Source organism: Burkholderia pulmonis (genome assembly GCF_984667975.1).
Genome location: NZ_OZ480187.1, coordinates 823,117 through 841,963, shown reverse-complemented (window position 1 = coordinate 841,963; position 18,847 = coordinate 823,117). Strand labels below are relative to the sequence as shown.

The window sequence follows — 18,847 nt, the reverse complement described above, 5'->3', positions numbered from 1 at the left end:
TCGCTTGCCCGGTATTGCGGCCATTCGTACAGCCGGGCGGAAACGGCAGGAAACCGGAAGGAAGAAGAAAATCGGGCGGCCCCGAGGCGTTCGCCCGGCGCCCCGCCCCGTTACGAAAACAGGCTCATCAGGTACAGCATCGGCCGGAACGACACCGGCCGCGCATCGGGATTCATCCACAGCCGCACCGCATACACCGCGTAGGCCGGCACTTCGCGCCAGCTCGAATAGACGTCGCGTACCTGGAAACGGTGCGGATACGCGACGGAGATGTTCGACCGCGCGATGCCGACGCGCTCGAACGCGAGGCGCGCCCGGGCGAGGTGGTAATACTGGCTGACGATCAGCACGCGCGACAGGCCGTGCGCCTGCAGATAGGCGAGCGTGTGCTGCGCGGTCGCGAGCGTGTTGTCGCCCTGGTCGTCGACGGCGATCCGGCCGGCCGGCACGCCGCGCGCCACGAGATAGTCGCGCATGGCCGTCGCCTCGTTCAGCCCGGGGCCGTCGATCGCGCCGCTGACCAGAAACGCCGGGCACTGTCCCGTGCGGTAGCAGCGCACGCCGACATCCAGCCGCGCCGCGAGCACCGGCTTCGGCGCGCCGGTTGCGTCGAGCGCGTTGCCGAAGATCACGGCGACGTCCGCCGGTTCGCTCGGCATTCGCATCCCGCAGATGACGATCGCGGCGGCCGCGGCGACCCAGATGCACGCAACGACGGCCAGCAGGCGGCCCGCTCGGGCCGCAAAGCCCCGTTTGGTTCGATATTTCAAGGTTGTCGGTCTCTCAGGTCGTCGGGCGGATCGGCTACCCCGCCCCGGACGGGCGCGTCACGCTAGCACGGTGCGCTCGCGCGTGTCCACGTGGCGGACCGATGCGGGACGGTCGGCCGTCTTTCGGCAAGGGAACCGGCGACGCGTGCCGGCAACCGGAGGATCGAAAGAATGTAAATGCCCGTATCGGGCAGCGACGCCCGGCCGGCGCCGGTCCGGCTCAGTCGGCCGGGCACATCGCGAGCCGCCCCATCGCCTCGCCGGCGCCACGCACCGCGCAGGTGGCCGGCTCGTCGGCGATCCGCGCGACCAGCCCGGTCTCGTCGTACAGCAGGCGCTCGAGATCGGCGAGCAGCGCGCCGCCGCCCGTCAGCACCACGCCACGATTGGCAATGTCGGTCACGAGTTCGGCCGGCGCGTTTTCCAGCACCGACTTCACCGCGCCGATCACCTGCTTGAGCGGCGCGGCCAGCGCGTCCGCGACGTCGTGGTTGGACAGCTCGACCGAGCGCGGCAGTCCGTCGCCGATACTGCGGCCGACGGCCCGGGTCGACGTGCGCGGCACCGCGCTGGTGGCCGAACCGATCGTCTTCTTCACGTGCTCGGCCGTCTGCTCGCCGAGCAGCACGCCGTACAGGTTGCGGACATGGTTGACGATCGCCGCGTCGAACTGGCTACCGCCGACGCGGATCGCCTCGCGGTAGACGATGCCGCCGAGCGCGATGACCGCGACTTCGGTCGTCCCGCCGCCGATGTCGATGACCATCGAGCCGACCGGCTCGGTCACCGGCAAACCCGCGCCGAGCCCGGCCGCGAGCGATTCCTCGATCAGTTCGACCTCCGACACGCCGGCAGCGAACGCGGCCTCGCGGATCGCGCGGCGCTCGACCGCCGTTGCATCGGACGGCACGCACAGCGTGACCTCGACGCGGCGGCCGAAGCGCGAGCGCGTGCGCGACATGTCGATGAAGCTGCGGATCATCTGCTCGGCCGCGTGCGCGTCCGCGATCACGCCGTGCCGCATGGGCCGCACGGCTTCGAGATGCCCCGGTTCGCGGCCGAGCAGCGCCTTCGCGAGCTCGCCGACGGCCTCGAGCGTCGGCCGCGCGTCGGTCGCGCCGGCCTTGCGGAAGCAGACGACCGACGGCTGGTTCAGCACCACGCCGCGTTCGTGCGTATAGATCCGCGTACTCGCCGTTCCCGGGTCGATCGCAACGGGTTGCGCAAACAACTTTCCGAACAGCGGTGTCGCCATATCAAACCTTTGTGAACGAACGGACCGGGACGGCCGCGCCGGATTTGCGCGGCGCGTCCAACCCGCCCCATCACGGGCTTAGCGGCAAATCGTTCCGATACTTTAGGCAATTCCGATGATTTTTTCGCGACTAAATTGTCGAAAATACCGTTTCGGGTGCATCGGGCTACGCAACGGCCTCTCGCATTGCGCCTGTAAAACACGGTAATCTCTCGGTCTTGCCTGCTCCCGGCAGGCCTCAGACGCCCGATCACGCCAGGTATTTCCACCATGACAGCGACCGTTTCCTTCCGCTGGGCGCGGGTGCGCCCGCTCTGTACGACGCTCGTCGCCTTCTGGTGCTGCACGGTCGCCGCGCAACCGCTGCCGGCCACCGAACCCGCCTCTGCCCCGGCTGCCGTCGCAGCCGCCACTACGCCGGCTGCCACGCCGTCGGCCGCACATACCTGCGCGGCCGACGGCGGCCCGGCCGGCCGCCCGTCGGTCGGCCTCGTGCTGTCCGGCGGCGGCGCGCGCGGCTACGCGCACCTCGGCGTCCTGAAGGTGCTGGAGGAGAACCGGATCCCGATCGACTGCATCGCGGGCACCAGCATGGGCGCCGTGGTCGGCGGCCTGTACGCGAGCGGGATGGCGGCCGACGAGATGCAGAAGCGGCTGTCGGAGGTCAACCTCGCGGACGTCGCGTTCGACGTGACGGACCGCGCCGACCTGCCGCAGACCAGCCGGGAAGACGAACGCCTGTACATCAACGGGCTGACACTCGGCTTCGGCAAGAAAGGCGTGAAGGCGCCGGTCGGCCTCGTGCAGGGCAACCGGCTGCAGGCGCTGCTCGCGAACTGGACGGCCGCCGTGCCGACCAACCAGCCGTTCGACCGCCTGCCGATCCCGTATCGCGCGGTCGCAACCGACCTGCAGACCGGCCAGATGGTCGTGCTCGACCATGGCTCGCTGCCGCTCGCGATCCGCGCGAGCATGGCGATGCCGGGCCTGTTCGCGCCGGCCGAGATCAACGGGCGTGCGCTCGTGGACGGCGGGCTCGTCAGCAACCTGCCGGTCGACACCGTGCGTCAGATGGGCGCGAACGTCGTGATCGCCGTCGACATCGGCTCGCAACTGCGCCCGCTCGATGCGCTCGCGTCGCCGGCCGACGTGATGCAGCAGATGGTCGGCATCCTGATCCGCCAGAACGTGAACGCGCAGCGCAAGCAGCTCGACGCGCAGGACGTGCTGCTCACGCCGGATCTCGGCTCGCTCGCGTTCACCGATTTCCAGAACGCGAAGCAGGCCATCGCCGCCGGCGCGGCCGCCGCGACCGCCGCGCTGCCGAAGCTGCGGCGTTTCGCGCTCACGCCGGAACAGTACGCGGCCTACCAGTCCGCGCATGCGCAGCCGCTGCCGCCGCCGATCCGGATCACGCGCATCGACATCAAGACCAGCGGCGACGTGCCGAAGCGGGTCGTCAGCAACGCGCTGCACGTGAAGCCCGGCGACACCTACGATCCGCAGACCGTCAGCCAGGATCTGCTCGGGCTCACGACGGGCGGCAATTTCGAGAGCGTCACGCAGCAGATCGTGAGCCACGGCGACGACAACGTGCTCGAGATCAATGCGCGCGAAAAATACTGGGGGCCCAACTTCCTGCTGTTCGGGCTCGGCATGTCGAGCAGTTCGACCGACGAGGGCGGTTTCCGCCTGCACGTCGGCTACCGGCGGCCGTGGCTCACGGAATCGGGGCTTGAATTCCGCGCGGACACGACGATCGGCAGCGACCTGCAGTCGGCGCGCATCGAATTCCGCCAGCCGCTGTCGATGGCCTACGGCGTCTACCTTTCGCCGTACGCGGAATACCAGCGCCGCTACGCGAACCTGTACGACGACACCGGCAACGTGAAGATCACGCAGTATCTGATGCAGACGGCGCGCGCCGGGGTCGACCTCGGCCTGCCGATCGCACGGCTCGGCGACTTCCGGATCGGTATCGGTTACGTGACCGGCCACGGCTCGCCGACCTACAACCTGCCGCTCGACGACGGCACTGGCCAGATGCTGCTGTGGCCGAGCTTCACGTCCCAGGCGCTGACCGCGCGCGCACGGCTCGTCATCGACCAGCTCGACGATCCGATGTTCCCGCGCAAGGGCTATTTCACCGAGTTGCGTGTCGAACGCTCGCTGGTGTCCCGCAACGGCGGCTCGGCGCAGGATTTCGACGACGGGATCAACAACGCGCCTTACACCGAGATCTACGGCAAGGCGATGGTGGCGCAGCAGTTCGGCCGCCACAGCATCAGCGCGACGATCGAAGGCGGCAAGAGCATCGGCGGCACCAACCTGATCAACGCGTTCAACTTCACGCTCGGCGGCTTCCAGCACCTGTCCGCGTATGCGGCCGACCAGCTGAACGGCAACGAACTCGCGTACGCGCAGGTGACCTACATGAACCAGCTGATGACGTTCAACGCATCGCCGGTCAAGGCGCTGTCGGTGGGCGCCAGCGCGGAAGTCGGCAACGTCTGGTCGAGCGGCCAGCAGGTCGGTGGCGGCTCGCTCAAGCAGAGCTATACGTTCTTCACGAGCCTGTCGACCGCGTTCGGGCCGGTCTATATCGGCGTCGCGCTCGCCCCGGGCGGCCGCCGCAACTTCTACCTGCAGCTCGGCCGCACCTACTGAACCTGCGCGGATGCCGCTTCGGCGGCATCCGGGTTGCCGACGCGCTTTCGTATTCCCCGATCAGAAATCCGCGGCCATCGCGACCGCCCGCACCTGCGCCCGCTCAATGCTGTCGTGCGCCCTCGCATTCCACGTGTGTTCGACGGTCAGGCTACTGACCTCGGTCACGCCGATGAACTTCAGCCAGAATTCGATGTAATCGGCCTGATGCCCGAACCCGGGATTGCCGATGCGACCCGCACCGGTTTCCCCGCTCTGCCCGCGCACATGGATGACCAGCGCGCGCGGAATCGTCAGCAGCGGGCCGTAGGCCGTGCCATCGAACGTGAACAGCATGTTCCGCTGGCTGACCAGATCGATCAGCTGCTTGAGTTTGTACGGATACCCGAAATTCCACATCGGCACGCCGACGACGATCCGGTCCGCCTGCTGAAACCGCTTCACGAGCGACTGGATCCGCAGCCAGACCGCCTGCTCGGCGGCGTTCATCGGTTCGTTCGCAACGCCTTTGTACTTTGCGCCGATCGCGTCGCCATCGAAGTCCGGCAAGTCCTCTTCCCAGACGTTCAGCGTATCGACGTCGATCGATGCATTCGCGTGGCGGCACGCATCGACGAACGCATTCGCAACCGCGATCGACGCCGACCGGGCGCCACGGGGAGATGACACGATATTCAGTAGCCGCATGATGCGTGACCCGGACAGGAATGCATGAACGAAGGGCGGCGAGCATGGCCGGCCTGCCCATATAGTTGCAATTGCAATCGTAACGCAAAGCGCGCGCGCACCGCAAACGAATCTGCATGCGATTCCGACAGGGAAAGGTATCGACAACGGGGAACGACGGCGGGGCATGTCGGCAACGCGCGCGCGCACGGCGCGCGTCGCCATCGCGGCTGACACGGCTGCAGGGGTGATGCCTCGCGCGGCGTCTCGCTAGACCGGCCAGCTGATCTCGAACCGCGCGCCGCCGAGCTCGACCGGGTCGACGACCGCGATCCGGCCGTTGTGTGCGTGAAGCACCTGTCGCGTGATCGACAGGCCGAGCCCGTAGCCGCCGGTGCGGCGGTCGAGGCGCACGAACGCGTCGAAGATCCGTTCGCGCTCGCTCTCGGGCACGCCGGGGCCGTCGTCCTCGACGAAGATCCCGATGTTGCCGTGCACGAGCGAGATCCCGACGACGATCCGCGATTTCGCGTACTTGCTCGCATTGCGCAGCAGGTTGCGCATCGCATACGACATCAGACGCCGGTCCATCTTCACGCGCAAATCCGATGCAATCGCGATGCGCGCGTCGATCGCGCGCTCCGGATACAGCAGCTGTGCGTCGTTCACCTGATGCTCGAACCATGCGACCGGCGCGGTCATCTCGAGATTCGACTGCAGCGAGCTGTACTCGAGCCGCGCATACGTGAGACTCATGTCGATCAGCTCTTCGAGCTCGGTCACGTCCTGCGCGATGCTCTCGAGCGCGCCCTGGTATTCGACGGCGGAACCCGGCTCGCGCAGCATTTCGAGCGCGAAGCGCACGCGCGCAAGCGGTGTGCGCAGTTCGTGCGAAATGCCGTTCGTCAGATCGCGCTGCGCGGCGATCAGCCGCTCCATCCGCATCGCGAGTGCGTTCAGCGTGCGCGCGAGCGGGCCGATGATCACGCTGTGCGATTCGCGGGCGCGGGTGTTGAAGCGCCCGCCGGTGAAGTCGATCGCACGCTCGCGCACCATCACCAGATCCGACCAGACCGGCCGCATCCATCGGTACGCGGCAAGCGCGGGGGCGGCAAACACGAACGCGAGCACGATCCAGATGTCGCCCGGCAGCGAGTCGAATGCATGCCACACGACCTGCGGCGACAATTCGACGCACAGTGCGAGCGCCGGCACGAGCGCGGTCAGTAGCACGAGGCCGAGCAGATGCAGGTAGGTGCGCACGTACAGGCGCGACCAGCTCGGAATGCGGTCGGCGCGCGTGTCGGTCCACGCGCGGCGGAAATGCAGCCAGCGCCATCTGACGTAGCGCAGCGTCGGCAGCGGCGGTGCATCGGGGTGCGAACGGGTTCGTCGGATCATCGCGGCTCCCGGCCGGCGGGTGGAATGCCCGCGCGGAACGTGACGGCGTCGCGCGAAGGCGGCGTCATTCCCACGCGTGCTTGCTGAACTGATAACCCTTGCTGCGGATCGTCTTGATCCGCTGCGGGTTGCTTGCGTCGTCGCGCAGCTTGCGGCGCAACTTCGAAATGCGCCCGTCGATCGTGCGGTCGAGGCCGTCGAACTCGACGCCGCGCAGTTGCAGCATCAGGTCGTCGCGGCTGACCACTTCGCCCGCGTGGCACACGAGCGCCCACAGCAGGTCGAATTCGGCCGACGTCAGGTCGGGCGTGCTGCCGTCGGGCAGCACGACGGTGCGGTCGGTGCGGTCGATCGAGAACTTGCCGAACGCGTAACGCTCGGGCTGCGGCGCGGTGCTCTCGACCACCCGTGCGGGCGCACGGCGCAGCTGCGCCTTGATCCGCGCGAGCAGGATGCGCGGCTCGACCGGCTTGTGTACGTAGTCGTCCGCGCCGAATTCGAGGCCGAGCAGCTCGTCGAACGGCTCGTCGCGCGCCGTCACCATGATGATCACGCCGTCGTACTGCTTGCGCGCCTCGCGGCAGATTTCGAAGCCATCCTTGCCCGGCAGGTTCACGTCGAGAATGACGAGATCGGGGCGAATGGACAGGATCGCCGGCACCGCGGCGTCACCATGCAGCACAGTATCGACTTCATAGTCGTTCTTGCGCAGGTAGCCGGCGATCAGCGTGGACAGGCGGGTGTCGTCTTCGACGAGCAGGATGCGAAAAGACATGGGCAGCGGTCGGATCATCGAGGAGGCCGCGGCGGCGCCGGCAGGTGCCGGACGCCGGCCATCGACCGAAACGTACCGCATGATACTGCGCCCGCCGCTTGCCCGTTTGACGGTCTTGAAAATAAGGGCGCGATACCGGCCGCGCTTGACGAATCGGCGCGGGGACGGTTCCATACGGGCTCGCCGGAATCCGTGCCGTGCACCTACCCTGCCTGACGTGATGAATTACCAGACGATCCTCGAACGCATCCACACCGAACTCGCCCCCTGGATTGGCCAGGGACGGGTTGCCGACTACATCCCCGAGCTGGCAAAAGTGCCCGCCGACAAGTTCGGGATGGCCGTCGTGACGCTCGACGGCACCGTTCATACGGTCGGCGATGCGCACGAACGCTTCTCGATCCAGAGCATCTCGAAACTGTTCGCGTGCACGCTCGCGTTCCAGCTGCTCGGCGACGAACTGTGGGAGCGGGTCGGCCGCGAGCCGTCCGGCAACGCGTTCAACTCGCTGGTCCAGCTCGAAAGCGAGCGCGGCAAGCCGCGCAATCCGTTCATCAACGCGGGCGCACTGGTCGTCACCGACGTGCTGTGCCGCCGCTTCGTGAAGGCCGAGACGGCGCTGGTCGAATTCGTGCGGCGGATGATTGGCACGAACGACATCGACTACGATTCGCGCGTCGCGCTGTCGGAGCTGCAGCATGCGGAGCGCAACCGCGCGATGGCGCATTTCATGGCGAGCTTCGGCAACATGCAGATGCCGCCCGATACCGTGATCGATGCGTATTGCCGCCAGTGCGCGATCACGATGAACTGTGTCGAGCTCGCCACCGCCGCACTGTTCCTCGCGAACGGCGGTGTTGCACCGGCGACCGGCGAGCGGATCGTCGATTCGAGTTCCGCGAAACGGCTGTCGGCGCTGATGCTGACCTGCGGCACCTACGATGCGGCCGGCGATTTCGTGTATCGCGTCGGATTGCCGGCGAAAAGCGGCGTCGGCGGCGGGATCGTCGCGGTCCTGCCGGGGGAAATGGCCGTGTGCGTGTGGGCGCCGGGACTCGATGCGAACGGGAACTCGTTGGCGGGCACGCTGGCTTTGGAGTGGCTGACGACTTATACGGGCAGGTCGATTTTCTGAAGCGGTGAAGTCAAGCGCGCCTCGCCTGGCGCGACGGCGCGCTCGATGGGGAATTCGGCCATCGGCGGCAATCGACCCGGAGCGGTCGTCCGCCGATGGGGAGAAAAAGCGATAGCGAATGAGGCTCGACACAAACCTGATCCGGTGCGCTTGATGGTTCAACCGGGAGCGGAAAGCGCCACATCGCCTCTTCCCGTCAATTCATCGTCGTGCGGTTTTCGCTTCGACGCGCAGTCCAGGAGCCCCCTGTCCCGGCACCAAAGCGGTTCATGCTGCATGAACCGTCTCGGGCATCGCCACCGAATCTGCTTCCTTCGTCATTTCACGCCGCCCGCTCTCCTTCGAGGCCGCCGGAGACCCTCCGTCGACCTCGTCGAGCCGATAGCCGTGCGTGTACACAGCGCTCAAACGAAAACCGTTTTCCGGGCGAAGCGTCAATTTTTGCCGAATTCGATACATGTGAGTATCGAGGCTCCTCGACGAGCCGTCGAGCGGCCTCCCCCACGCGAGGGCCTCGAGCGTATCTCGGGAAATGACCCTTCCGAGGTTGTCGAACAGGCATTTCGCCAAGGCGAACTCCTTCGATGTCAAATCGACCGTCTCGTCACGAAGCGACACGCTCTTCATCGCCGGGTCCAGTACGTAGGCACCCACCCGGGTCAGTTCGGCCTGCTTCCTTCCGTGCGCGCATCGACGCAGCAACGCCTTGACGCGCGCAGCAAGTTCGATTTCCCGAAACGGCTTCACGATGTACTCGTCGGCCCCCGCGTCGAGCGCGGCAACGACATCAGTCTCGAGCACTCTGGCGGTCAGAAACAGCACCGTAGGTTCGTCGCCGAGATTCGCGCGTATCCAGCGCAATACCTCCAGACCGCTCATGCTGGGCAAATGCCAGTCAAGCACCACCAGTTCCACACGCTGATTCCTGAGAAACTGCACGGCGTGCTGGCCATCACGTACCTTGCATATCTCCCGATCCAGATTTTGTAATGCCTTTTCGAAAACGGATGCCTGAAGAGGATCGTCTTCCACTAACAAGATGTCCATTACGTCACCACACAGTCTCGTGCCTGCGTTTCAGGTTTTCGGAGATCCGGGCAACGGTCACGCATCGACACGTTCAGTCCCATTCGTCTACCGATTCACTCTACGCTTTGCTCTATTGATAAACAGCGCGTCCGACAGCACGGCTTTCCGCCTTATCCTGTTCGAACGCACGTGTGCCGTGATCACAACTGGCCCATCTTCCGCCACTCTCGACGAGCGGCATGAAGCCCAGGCGGCCTCCGCCTCGACAGTTCTTCCCGGGCAGATTTCGCGCCGCCCTGCATGCACCATGCGTGAACTGCCGGCTTGCGGCTACTTCTCCCAATATCGTCAGTCCTGATCATCGGGAATGCAGTAGCGATGTGTTCCTGGCACCGGTAATGTTGACAATTTCCAGTTCGCTTCCCGGAATCCATCTCCTTCGCTCAGAAGAGCAACGATCACGCAACCGTGATGAAACACCTACCGGCGCCCCGCATCGGCACCGCCCTCACTTGCGCCCGGATTGATAAATCCAGGGCAATGCAAACTCGGTCATCCTCTTCGACGAAGCCGCGGACTTCGGCACGCAACGCGCAACGGCATCGCACAGCGCCTCGATGTGCGCGAGGATCGTCGCGTTGGAACACGCCGTCAGCTGACGTTTTGCGTTAACGAACAATGAAGCCTCTGCAAAGCCTGCCAGCGGCGACGCCGGACTATCAGTCAGGGCAAGCAGCCGGGCGCCCTGCTTATGCGCACGTTCAGCCTGTGTGATCGTGTCGCGCACATAACGAGGGAAGGCGATCGCGACGACCAGGTCACGCGCCGTGACATCGAAAAGAAGGCGTGCGGCATGTTCCGGCCCGCCTCCCATCGACAACGCTCGCACGTTGTTCCGATAGGGATTCAGCCCGTGTTCCATCAAGCTCGCGAGATAGCCGCTGGAGCCATACCCGAGAATGAAAACCCGGTCGGCATCCACGATGGCTTTCACGGCCAGCTCGCAGGCACGCGGATCCAGTGCACGGAAACACGCTTCAATGTTTTCCGCCTCGCGCGCCAGCGCAGTACCCAGCGCCTGGGCCCCGGGCGCCTCTGATTCAAGTGCGCTGCGCAAGCGCTCGACCGGGGCAAAGATCGCCTCGAGGTCAGGAACCAGACTCGCCCGAAAATGCGGATAACCATCGAAGCCGAGTGCACGCGCGAACCGGTTTGCGGTGGCGACCGACACGTCGACCGCAGCAGCGAATTCGTCGATTCGCATCGTCGCCGCGCGGACGAGATTCGTTCGCACGAATTCCGCCACGCGCCGATGGGCCGGCGTCAGCGTCGGCATCAAGCGCGCAATGCGCGACTCCATTGCCTCGTCACCAGGCGGCTCATCCGGACCGATTGAACCCGGCGTCACATCGGTTGGCATACGCTCACCGTGAATGTGTAAATTAATTTACTTACAATCTTATTGTGTAAATCTATTTACACAATCAGTGTTAACGAGATCGATTCTTGTCTGATATTTCTTCCGTAACAGTGGCCCTTTTAATGCTGCCGCATACGAGCGTCCGGCACGTCTGCCCGCAAGAAATCCTATAAATTCGACCCCGTTAAAACTCGCGCAAATGAACGAGCGGCGTGGTTGTTCCGCTTCGAATGTTCTGCAGAACTCGCCCTCCGATGTGCTTGTCGAGGATCGGCGGGTAGCCCGTGGAACAAATCGACCTGAGCCTGAACTGGCCGACGAAGCGCACGCGCAAGCGCGAACGCCTGGAGGAGAGGACTCGGATGTGTGAAGGGCCGACCGGGACGCAGACGGGTTGCCGAGGTCGCACGGCAGGTTTCAATGACCGCTCATGGCCGAACCCGGTCGTCGAAAGAAGCGCGACGATCCCCGCTTGGTCGACACCGGGGGAATACAGCCGGCTTGTATTGCAGGCGTTCCAGCACGCTGGCTTTGGAGTGGTTGACGACCTATTGGGGAAGGTCGATTTTTTGAGGGGGCGGAATCAACGTGCAATTCATGCCCTGCAATGGCGGCAGGTCGATTCGGCATGCCCCGCACACCGAGCGGGTCGTTCACCCGTTGGCCGCGACCGCCCCGCCACCGCTGCTCGTCACAGCATTTTCACGTGGGTAGCCGTTTCATCTTCCACTGCACTAAATCCCAGTCGAGCGTAGAAAGCAGCGGCGGATTCCGTATCCGCCGAAAGCCGGACTCGCTGGAATTGCTGCGCGGCTTTCTGCAACAGCGCTGCAACGAGGGCTTCGCCTATACCGCGACGGCGGAAGGCATTCGCGACATAGAGCCGGCGCAAGCGCCCGGTCGAACCATCCGGAACATAGGGGTCGATGTTCAAGCCGCCGACGCCCAAAAGGGTTCCGTTGTCAGTAACCGCGAGCAGGCATTCACCCGGCTTGTCGAACCTGTTGCTTCCGTCTTGCCACTCGCGAATCAACCGGCCGACCAGGCTGAACCCTTGACCGACAGCCTCACGCTCCAAATCGAGCAATTGCGGAGGAAGGGTTGTTAACGGTTGAATCGAGATCATTTTGATGACAGTCGCGCCGAACATCAGGCAAGGTTAGCGATCTGACGATCCGACAGCAACTCGTCCAAAGTCGTCGAATGGCCGGTACTGGCGGCGGATTCAACCGGTCGCCCAAGATCGCGCGGCGCTTGCCCGCGCGGTCGACCTCGGGGCGACATGTCGGCCTGGATTGGCCGACTACTGCGCGACACCGTGCGGACGGTGGCCCGAACTGGTCACGCAGTCTCGCGACAAGGCACGCAGCGCTCAGAGGAAGTTCCTGATCAGCACCGTCGCCCACCGCCAGACACCACCGCAGCCGGCAGCCCGGCAGCGCGCATCGGGATCCGCCAGAAGGCGGCCATTGGCGTCGCTCACCGAACTCGAGTGGCCCAGGAAGTACGCCACGCTGTCTTGCAACGGATCGAGCCCGTCCTCAGGGCTGTCTATCCACAGGCCGTTTTCGGTATTCAGGCGGGTCGACAGCGAATCGAAATTGAAACTGCCGAGATAGTATCGATGGCCGTCGATGAGGACCAGCTTGGCGTGCATCATGCGGTTCTCCCGGTCAGCATATTCGCGCACCTCGATCCCGGCATTCACCAAGCCGGGCAGATCGTCGGCATAGGCGCGCCCGACTGCGGGGAATTCCTGCGTGATGCTCGCCAGCGAGGCGCTCACCAGGATCACGCGGACACCTTCGCGCCGCTTGCGCTCAAGCGCCTCGCGCAATTCCGGCACCAAGAGCAGGTAGGGATTGATGATCAGGATCTCGTGCTGCGCCGTATCGAACGCTTGCAGCATGTCCTGCGACGTGCCTGGCGAGCGCTTGTCGGGCCAGTCATGGACATAGCGCAGGCGATCGCAGGCGATCGGCATCCAGGCGGGATCAAAAGACGCCCCGGGAGCCGGAGGCGCGGCGGGATCATGGGGCGTATCGGAGGCCGTTGGTGTATCGGTAGCGGCCGGGTCCGTCGCCCGGGCTGCCGCGTCGAGCGGAGCCAGCAGCCATTCACGCCAATATTGAATGCGCGCCGGGTCCAGCGTCGCATAACCCTGCGAGACGCGATAAGGACTTGCGACTTCGAGGAATTTTTCCGGCTCGGGGCGAACCACTTCCGGGCTATTCCAGAACAACGCGAAATGCTGGTACATGGCGTGCAGGGAGGACGCATCCTGGCCGGCATCGCCCGACACCATCAGATCGCGCTCGCTGAGCCAGTTGCGAAAGCTCGCATCCCAGATCGAGGTACTGCCGATCACGGCCGTGTCGCCAACCAGGAACAGCTTGTCGTGCATGCGATGCGAAATCTCGACGAGATCCGATCGCGGATGGAAGATTCGGAGTTCGATGCCGGGAGCCACCTCGTGCAGGGCGACGATGAGCTCGTCCTCGAACGGGAAGTGCGGCTCGGGGCCGATGCCGTCGATCAGCAGCTTGACCGGCACGCCTCGGTGCGCGGCGCTAACCAGATGGCGCAACAGCAGGCCGCCGGTCTGATCGATTTCGAAGATGTAGGCGAGGATGCGGATCTGCTCGGCAGGCGTGGCACGGTCGATCAGCGCAATCCGTGACTGCATCAACTGACCGTCGTCAAGACTGGCGACCAGGTCGACACATTGCGCGTGGCCGGGCCGCGAAAAGGCAAACACGCATGCCAGAATGAGCGCCAGGCTTCTTGTTGTGGTCATGATGTGGCGAACGGGTTCGATGTGTCTCGGGCCCTGCGTTCTTGAAGGTCTGGAAGGCTTTGTCGCGTCAGCGCGGTCGAGTCGCTCGCCGTGACCTCGAGCAGGTGAACGGAACGGCGAGCACGGGATAGCTACCGTGGGCAAGTGCGGCGCGAATCCGGCTGCGCGTTGAACACACAGCGGACAGGGACATCCGCGCAGTCGAAATAATAGCTTTCCGGCATGTGCGATTGTCGCCGATTTATGCGCGCTGCTCCAACGATCGCTCATGGCCGAACTCGGTCGTCGAACGACGCGTGGCGCGTGCCCGCGCGGTCTGCGCAGGAGGGATCACATGGCAGTCTGTATTGCCGGAGCGCCGTCACGCTCGCGCTGACGTGATTGACGACTTGTACGGGGCGGTCGATTTTTGAAGCGGCAAAGCGCACATCAGGCAGTGGCCTGAGTGCGCACCAGCTGTCGTCGCGATGTTTCGATCAGGCACGGGCTGACTGCGAATGGCACCGATGCTATTGCTTTCCCCTGCCACCGAATTCCGGTTGCCTTGGTATCTGATAAATGACGGATTGGTATTTCGGCGTCTGACGGCGCTCCGCCACGACACCACCAAGAGATTCGGCAATGCGCCGGCTGGCGTAATTCTCTTCAGCGACAGGATAGATGAAGCGATCGATGCCCAATTCGCGACTTGCCCACGTTGCCACGAGGCCGACAGCTTCACGGCCGATACCTTCTCCATGGCGATCTTCCCGAATCCAGATGCCCAATTCCACATCGGGGCATTTGACGCGATGAAGCCCTGCCAATCCAAGGAATTCGCCACTGTCGCGTTGACGGGCAGTAAATACGAAGTCCGTTCCTTCGATCATCTCGGGTAACCAAGCCTGCCAGACAAGATCAAAACTCGCTCTGTCAGGAGGCAGCTCCCACGACATCAGGCGAGTCAGTGAAGGCGTGATGCACGGAAACGCCTCGTCAGCGTCATCAGCACAGAATGGCTTGATCGAAAGTCGACCGGATTCGATACGAATTCGATTCGCGTGCAGCGCCAAGGTTTCCTCCTGTGTGCTTGCTGGTGTCGTTGAATTGTGGACGACGCGTGCCGGCCTGTCGAACGCCCGACGCGGCGGGTAACCGACCAAGCTCAAATGGCCGCGACGGTCGCTCCAAACCCACCGACGAGCGAGTGGCTACCGAGTGACCGGTCCCGGGTCGCGGGACGCTGATGTCCGTATCAACACTGTTACACTGCGGGCGCCTTGTCTGCCACATGCACTCAACCATTCAGGATAGTGACATGACCGAATGCGCCCTCACGTTTACCAGTCAGACCGAATGGGAAAACTGGTTAACGAAAAATGGCGGCACTTCGACCGGAGCATGGCTGCGTCTGGCGAAAAAAGGCGCCGGGCAGCGAACCGTAACCTACGAACAGGCACTGGAAAGCGCCCTCTGCCATGGCTGGATCGATGGCCAAAAGCAGGCCGAGAGCGAGCAATACTGGTTACAACGCTTCACCCCGCGCACCGCAAAAAGCATCTGGTCCAAACTCAACACAGAACGGGCTGAAGCGCTGATTGCCGCCGGCAGAATGCGCCCACCCGGCATGGGCGAAATCGAGAAGGCCAGGAAAGACGGCCGCTGGAAAGCTGCGTATACGTCGGCCAGTCAGTCGACCGTGCCGGACGATTTGCAGGCAGCTTTGGACGCCAATCCGGGCGCCAGGAAGTTTTTTTCGACGCTGAACAGCCGTAACCGCTATGCCATCCTGTTTCGGGTGCAGAATGCCAAAAAGCCGGAAACCAGGGCGCGTAAAATCGCGGAATTCATCGACATGCTGAACCGGGGCGAAACCTTCCATCCATAGGATTTGCGTTTCTGACGGAGACGTTGCCATACAGGTGCGTATCACCCGTCATGGCCGTGCCGGCTCGGCAGCAATCGGCCTCAAAGAGATATCCGAAGACTCATACATAACAATCAACAAAAAATGAAAATACTGCTCACCGCTTCGCTAGGAATTTTATTGTTTTCCCAAACATCGCCAACCTTTGCAGACAGTGATAACGGGAAAAGGATATTTTTGGCGAGATGCGCCATGTGCCACGGAGCAGACGCCAGAGGAACAGGACCACTGGCCAACAAGAGCAGCCCACCCACACCCGATCTCACGACACCCGCTTTCAAAAAACGACTCCGCGAATACCCGGGCGTTATTGTCTCGTCAGTCATACTTCGCCCAAACGGAGACCTGATTCCAAAAACCTTGCGAGAAAATGGCGTAAAACTATCGCCCTTCCCCTGGACGGTTAAAGATTTTCGCGATTTGAATCAATACCTCACCGGATTGGTTTCAAATAAATAGCTTTATTCAGCAATTCTTCGCTTGCACCCTTGTCTTCCCGCGCTCGCCAAAGAATTCCTCATTCGACGACAATCGCCTCGAGGCAGGCCTTCGAACGGCTCCCAAGTGGTCAAACGCCGAGCGGCGCGGTAGCCTGTTGCGGCGCCGAGCCCTGCTTACATGGTGCGAAGCTCCATTCGACGCCATTGCCGACCGGGACGTCGAAAACACGCGCATGCCATAATTCGCCCGTTCCCGAGCTACCGGACGCATTGTGTCCTGCGCGAAATGATTTTGATCAGATCTCTTGCCACCGCCTGCCTGTTGCTGGCTGGAGGTGTTGCTACGGCGCACGCCGAGACGTACCCGCCAGACGTATCGAGAAACATCGACAAGCTCCAGTCCAGATGTGCAGGCAAGTCCAACGACCCCAAGGCGCCAGCCTGCGTCGAATACAAGGCCACGTTGGCCCGCACCATTCCACCCGCTGTCCAGACGCTGATGCATCAGGAAGAAGGGGTCGATGACACTTGCAAGAACGGCCCGGCACCGAAGCTATTACCGAACGGACAATATGCGCCGGGGAGCGCCTGCGCACAACGCGAACAGTTGATGAAGACCATTCGGCAGCACGGCTGGTGCTGGGGTCACACGGACATGGATAGCTACCATCCGGGTTGGGTGATCTGTCATCCCGGTGAATGGCAGTAAGACCGCCGCGATCGCGGAACCCGTTCGGCAGACCTGCTGACCAGCAACGCGCCGCCCGGAACCCGGTCCAAGTCCAACAACCACAATCCTGGTTCGCCCGGGTCGATGCTGCGGGTCCGGCAATTGCCCCCGCACCGAGAAACGCGGGGCGTGGGAATGGCAATGGCCGTCGGCTATCGAACGGCTATCGCGTCACACTATTTTTACAGCTCGGCATCGCACCGACGGCAGACATCGACCCGTTGCGGACGGTAACCCCTCTCGAAGCACCAGATCTCCCCTTCCGCTATTCGTCTGCATCGGTGGTTGTCAACGAATCAGGCGCCTCTATCGATTGACCGTTCATGGCCAAATCCGATCGCCGACGGCAGCACAGCGGTCACCCGCTTGCCCCCCCTGAAAAGACACCCGTCCTTCTCCCCAGCAGACGATCAAAAACAGCGATCCGGATCGCCCGCTCGGGCTCCGTTGATCACCCGGCCTGAATCTCCACAACGGCAGATCGTTTGACGGTCGCGCTTCCGCCGGCCATCAACCGCGCAACCTTGCCGTCCTCGATGTCGAGCATGATCTTGATGATGCTCGGCGATGCCGGTTGCATCATCCGTCCCTGCTCGATCGTCATGTCGGGATCTCTGCCGCCCATGCGCTCATAAATGAAGCAGGCCAACGGGCCGGCGGCCGTCCCGGTCGCGGATTCCTCCGGAATGCCGAATCGTGGTGCGAACATGCGAGTCCCGGCATGCCGGCCGGCGACGACGGTCTCGGGAGAAAACAGGTAGTAGCCGATCAGGTCGAGTTCCTCGCTGATCGATGCAATCGCCTGATGGTCGGGCTGAACCCCGGCAACCGAACGGCCATCGGGCAATGCGATCATCAGGAAGCTGTTTCCCGTGTTGACCACGGTCGGGCTTGCGATGCGATAGATATCGGCCTGCTTCAATCCTATCGACTCCGCAATTTTTTGCGCCAGGTCGGACCTTGCTTCGATCGACGTATATGCGGGAGCGCCTTGTTCCATCAGCACCGATGTTCCGTCGACCAGAATGGTCCGGCATCCGTCAATCGTTTCCTTCGTTACCTTGCCGTCGCTGACCCGGCCGAGCTGCCTGAGAAGTGAAAAGGCAGCAATCGTCGCATGCCCGCAATGGGCTATCTGCCGAGTTGGCGTGAAAAATTCCAGCTTGATTGTCGCGACACGGGATTTCGACACGAACGCCGTTTCCGACAAACCCACCTTCCGCGCGACCTCCAGCTTTTGCTCCGTGTCGAGCGCATCCGCATCAATCACGACGCCGGCCGGATTGCCCCCGACTTCGCCATCCGTCAGCGAATTCACGATGTGTACCTCTACCTTCATTGCGGCTCCCGCTCCAGATACCATAGCTGCACAAAACTATTGAAATCCATGCTTGATGGACGGCAAGATACATCGCGGCAAGCTGTTCGGCCGCACTTCAATTCTACCGAGCCCTTCAAATCAACCATGACAGCCATCACACCGGAATTCGCACAAGCGTTTAGTCAAGAATGGATCGAAGCTTGGAATTCGCACGACCTCGATCGCATTCTGTCGCATTACTCCGACGGATTCGAGATGTCGTCTCCGCTGATTGCACAGATCATGGGTGAGCCCGGTGGCCTGCTTCAGGGCAAGGATCGCGTTCGAGCCTATTGGGAAAAGGCGCTGAAAATGGTCCCCGACCTTCGCTTTGAAAGCATAGCTACGCTGGCTGGAGCAGGCAGCATCGTCATTCACTATCGAGGCGCCAACGGACGACTCGCTGCGGAAGTCTTTTTCTTTGGGCCCGATGGTCTGGTCCAAAAGGCGTTCGCCAATTACGCTTCCTGAGCCTGATGTGGCTCCACTCGTCCGG

17 protein-coding genes are annotated in these 18,847 nt (G+C 63.1%); 6 read left to right on the top strand and 11 right to left on the bottom strand.

Going from position 1 to position 18,847, the window contains the following annotated elements; genetic code table 11:
• Positions 1-110: 110 nt before the first annotated feature.
• Together AC5LXK_RS20520 and AC5LXK_RS20515 are read right to left on the bottom strand one after the other, a co-directional pair.
• The gene (locus tag AC5LXK_RS20520) at positions 111-770 is read right to left on the bottom strand and encodes a YdcF family protein (protein WP_493393285.1); all 660 of its coding nucleotides are present in this window, start codon (positions 768-770) and stop codon (positions 111-113) included.
• 220 nt (positions 771-990) lie between these two features.
• On the bottom strand, positions 991-2,025 hold the full coding sequence (locus AC5LXK_RS20515; RefSeq protein ID WP_493393284.1) for a rod shape-determining protein: 1,035 nt from the start codon (positions 2,023-2,025) through the stop codon (positions 991-993).
• A gap of 270 nt (positions 2,026-2,295) precedes the next feature.
• On the opposite strand from AC5LXK_RS20515, the gene AC5LXK_RS20510 reads away from it, so the two are divergent.
• Positions 2,296-4,692 (top strand): patatin-like phospholipase family protein, encoded by a 2,397-nt coding sequence (locus AC5LXK_RS20510; protein WP_493393283.1) that lies wholly within the window; start codon positions 2,296-2,298, stop codon positions 4,690-4,692.
• 60 nt (positions 4,693-4,752) lie between these two features.
• Here AC5LXK_RS20510 and AC5LXK_RS20505 read toward each other — a convergent pair whose 3' ends face one another.
• From AC5LXK_RS20505 to AC5LXK_RS20495, 3 genes are all read right to left on the bottom strand, one after another.
• A complete protein-coding gene (locus AC5LXK_RS20505; protein ID WP_493394027.1) occupies positions 4,753-5,379 on the bottom strand; it encodes an FMN-dependent NADH-azoreductase in 627 nt (208 codons plus the stop codon).
• 249 nt (positions 5,380-5,628) lie between these two features.
• Positions 5,629-6,759 carry an ATP-binding protein gene (locus AC5LXK_RS20500; RefSeq protein ID WP_493393282.1) on the bottom strand — a complete coding sequence of 377 codons (1,131 nt, stop codon included), beginning with the start codon at positions 6,757-6,759 and terminating at the stop codon, positions 5,629-5,631.
• A gap of 64 nt (positions 6,760-6,823) precedes the next feature.
• A complete protein-coding gene (locus AC5LXK_RS20495) occupies positions 6,824-7,534 on the bottom strand; it encodes a response regulator (protein WP_493386324.1) in 711 nt (236 codons plus the stop codon).
• A gap of 220 nt (positions 7,535-7,754) precedes the next feature.
• Here AC5LXK_RS20495 and AC5LXK_RS20490 point away from each other — a divergent pair, with 220 nt between their 5' ends.
• Entirely contained in the window at positions 7,755-8,669 is a 915-nt protein-coding gene (locus AC5LXK_RS20490; protein WP_493393281.1) for a glutaminase, read from the top strand.
• Positions 8,670-8,936: 267 nt separating this feature from the next.
• On the opposite strand, the gene AC5LXK_RS20485 is transcribed toward AC5LXK_RS20490, so the two are convergent.
• The 5 genes from AC5LXK_RS20485 to AC5LXK_RS20465 all read right to left on the bottom strand — a co-directional run bounded on the left by AC5LXK_RS20485 (position 8,937) and on the right by AC5LXK_RS20465 (position 14,967).
• A complete protein-coding gene (locus AC5LXK_RS20485; RefSeq protein WP_493393280.1) occupies positions 8,937-9,716 on the bottom strand; it encodes a response regulator transcription factor in 780 nt (259 codons plus the stop codon).
• A gap of 490 nt (positions 9,717-10,206) precedes the next feature.
• Positions 10,207-11,118 (bottom strand): MurR/RpiR family transcriptional regulator, encoded by a 912-nt coding sequence (locus tag AC5LXK_RS20480; protein ID WP_493393279.1) that lies wholly within the window; start codon positions 11,116-11,118, stop codon positions 10,207-10,209.
• A gap of 691 nt (positions 11,119-11,809) precedes the next feature.
• A complete protein-coding gene (locus tag AC5LXK_RS20475; protein ID WP_493393278.1) occupies positions 11,810-12,268 on the bottom strand; it encodes a GNAT family N-acetyltransferase in 459 nt (152 codons plus the stop codon).
• A gap of 222 nt (positions 12,269-12,490) precedes the next feature.
• Entirely contained in the window at positions 12,491-13,915 is a 1,425-nt protein-coding gene (locus tag AC5LXK_RS20470) for a phospholipase D-like domain-containing protein (RefSeq protein ID WP_493393277.1), read from the bottom strand.
• A gap of 509 nt (positions 13,916-14,424) precedes the next feature.
• Entirely contained in the window at positions 14,425-14,967 is a 543-nt protein-coding gene (locus AC5LXK_RS20465) for a GNAT family N-acetyltransferase (protein ID WP_493393276.1), read from the bottom strand.
• 245 nt (positions 14,968-15,212) lie between these two features.
• Here AC5LXK_RS20465 and AC5LXK_RS20460 point away from each other — a divergent pair, with 245 nt between their 5' ends.
• The 3 genes from AC5LXK_RS20460 (at position 15,213) to AC5LXK_RS20450 (ending at position 16,970) form a co-directional block, all read left to right on the top strand.
• Positions 15,213-15,782 carry a YdeI/OmpD-associated family protein gene (locus tag AC5LXK_RS20460; protein ID WP_493393275.1) on the top strand — a complete coding sequence of 190 codons (570 nt, stop codon included), beginning with the start codon at positions 15,213-15,215 and terminating at the stop codon, positions 15,780-15,782.
• A gap of 123 nt (positions 15,783-15,905) precedes the next feature.
• Complete coding sequence (locus tag AC5LXK_RS20455; RefSeq protein WP_493393274.1) at positions 15,906-16,280, top strand: c-type cytochrome; 375 nt, start codon at positions 15,906-15,908, stop codon at positions 16,278-16,280.
• 267 nt (positions 16,281-16,547) lie between these two features.
• Entirely contained in the window at positions 16,548-16,970 is a 423-nt protein-coding gene (locus tag AC5LXK_RS20450; protein ID WP_493393273.1) for a hypothetical protein, read from the top strand.
• A gap of 472 nt (positions 16,971-17,442) precedes the next feature.
• On the opposite strand, the gene AC5LXK_RS20445 is transcribed toward AC5LXK_RS20450, so the two are convergent.
• A complete protein-coding gene (locus tag AC5LXK_RS20445; protein ID WP_493393272.1) occupies positions 17,443-18,309 on the bottom strand; it encodes a PhzF family phenazine biosynthesis protein in 867 nt (288 codons plus the stop codon).
• A gap of 147 nt (positions 18,310-18,456) precedes the next feature.
• Between AC5LXK_RS20445 and AC5LXK_RS20440 the strand changes: the two genes are divergently transcribed.
• A complete protein-coding gene (locus AC5LXK_RS20440) occupies positions 18,457-18,822 on the top strand; it encodes a nuclear transport factor 2 family protein (RefSeq protein WP_493393271.1) in 366 nt (121 codons plus the stop codon).
• Positions 18,823-18,847: the final 25 nt, after the last annotated feature.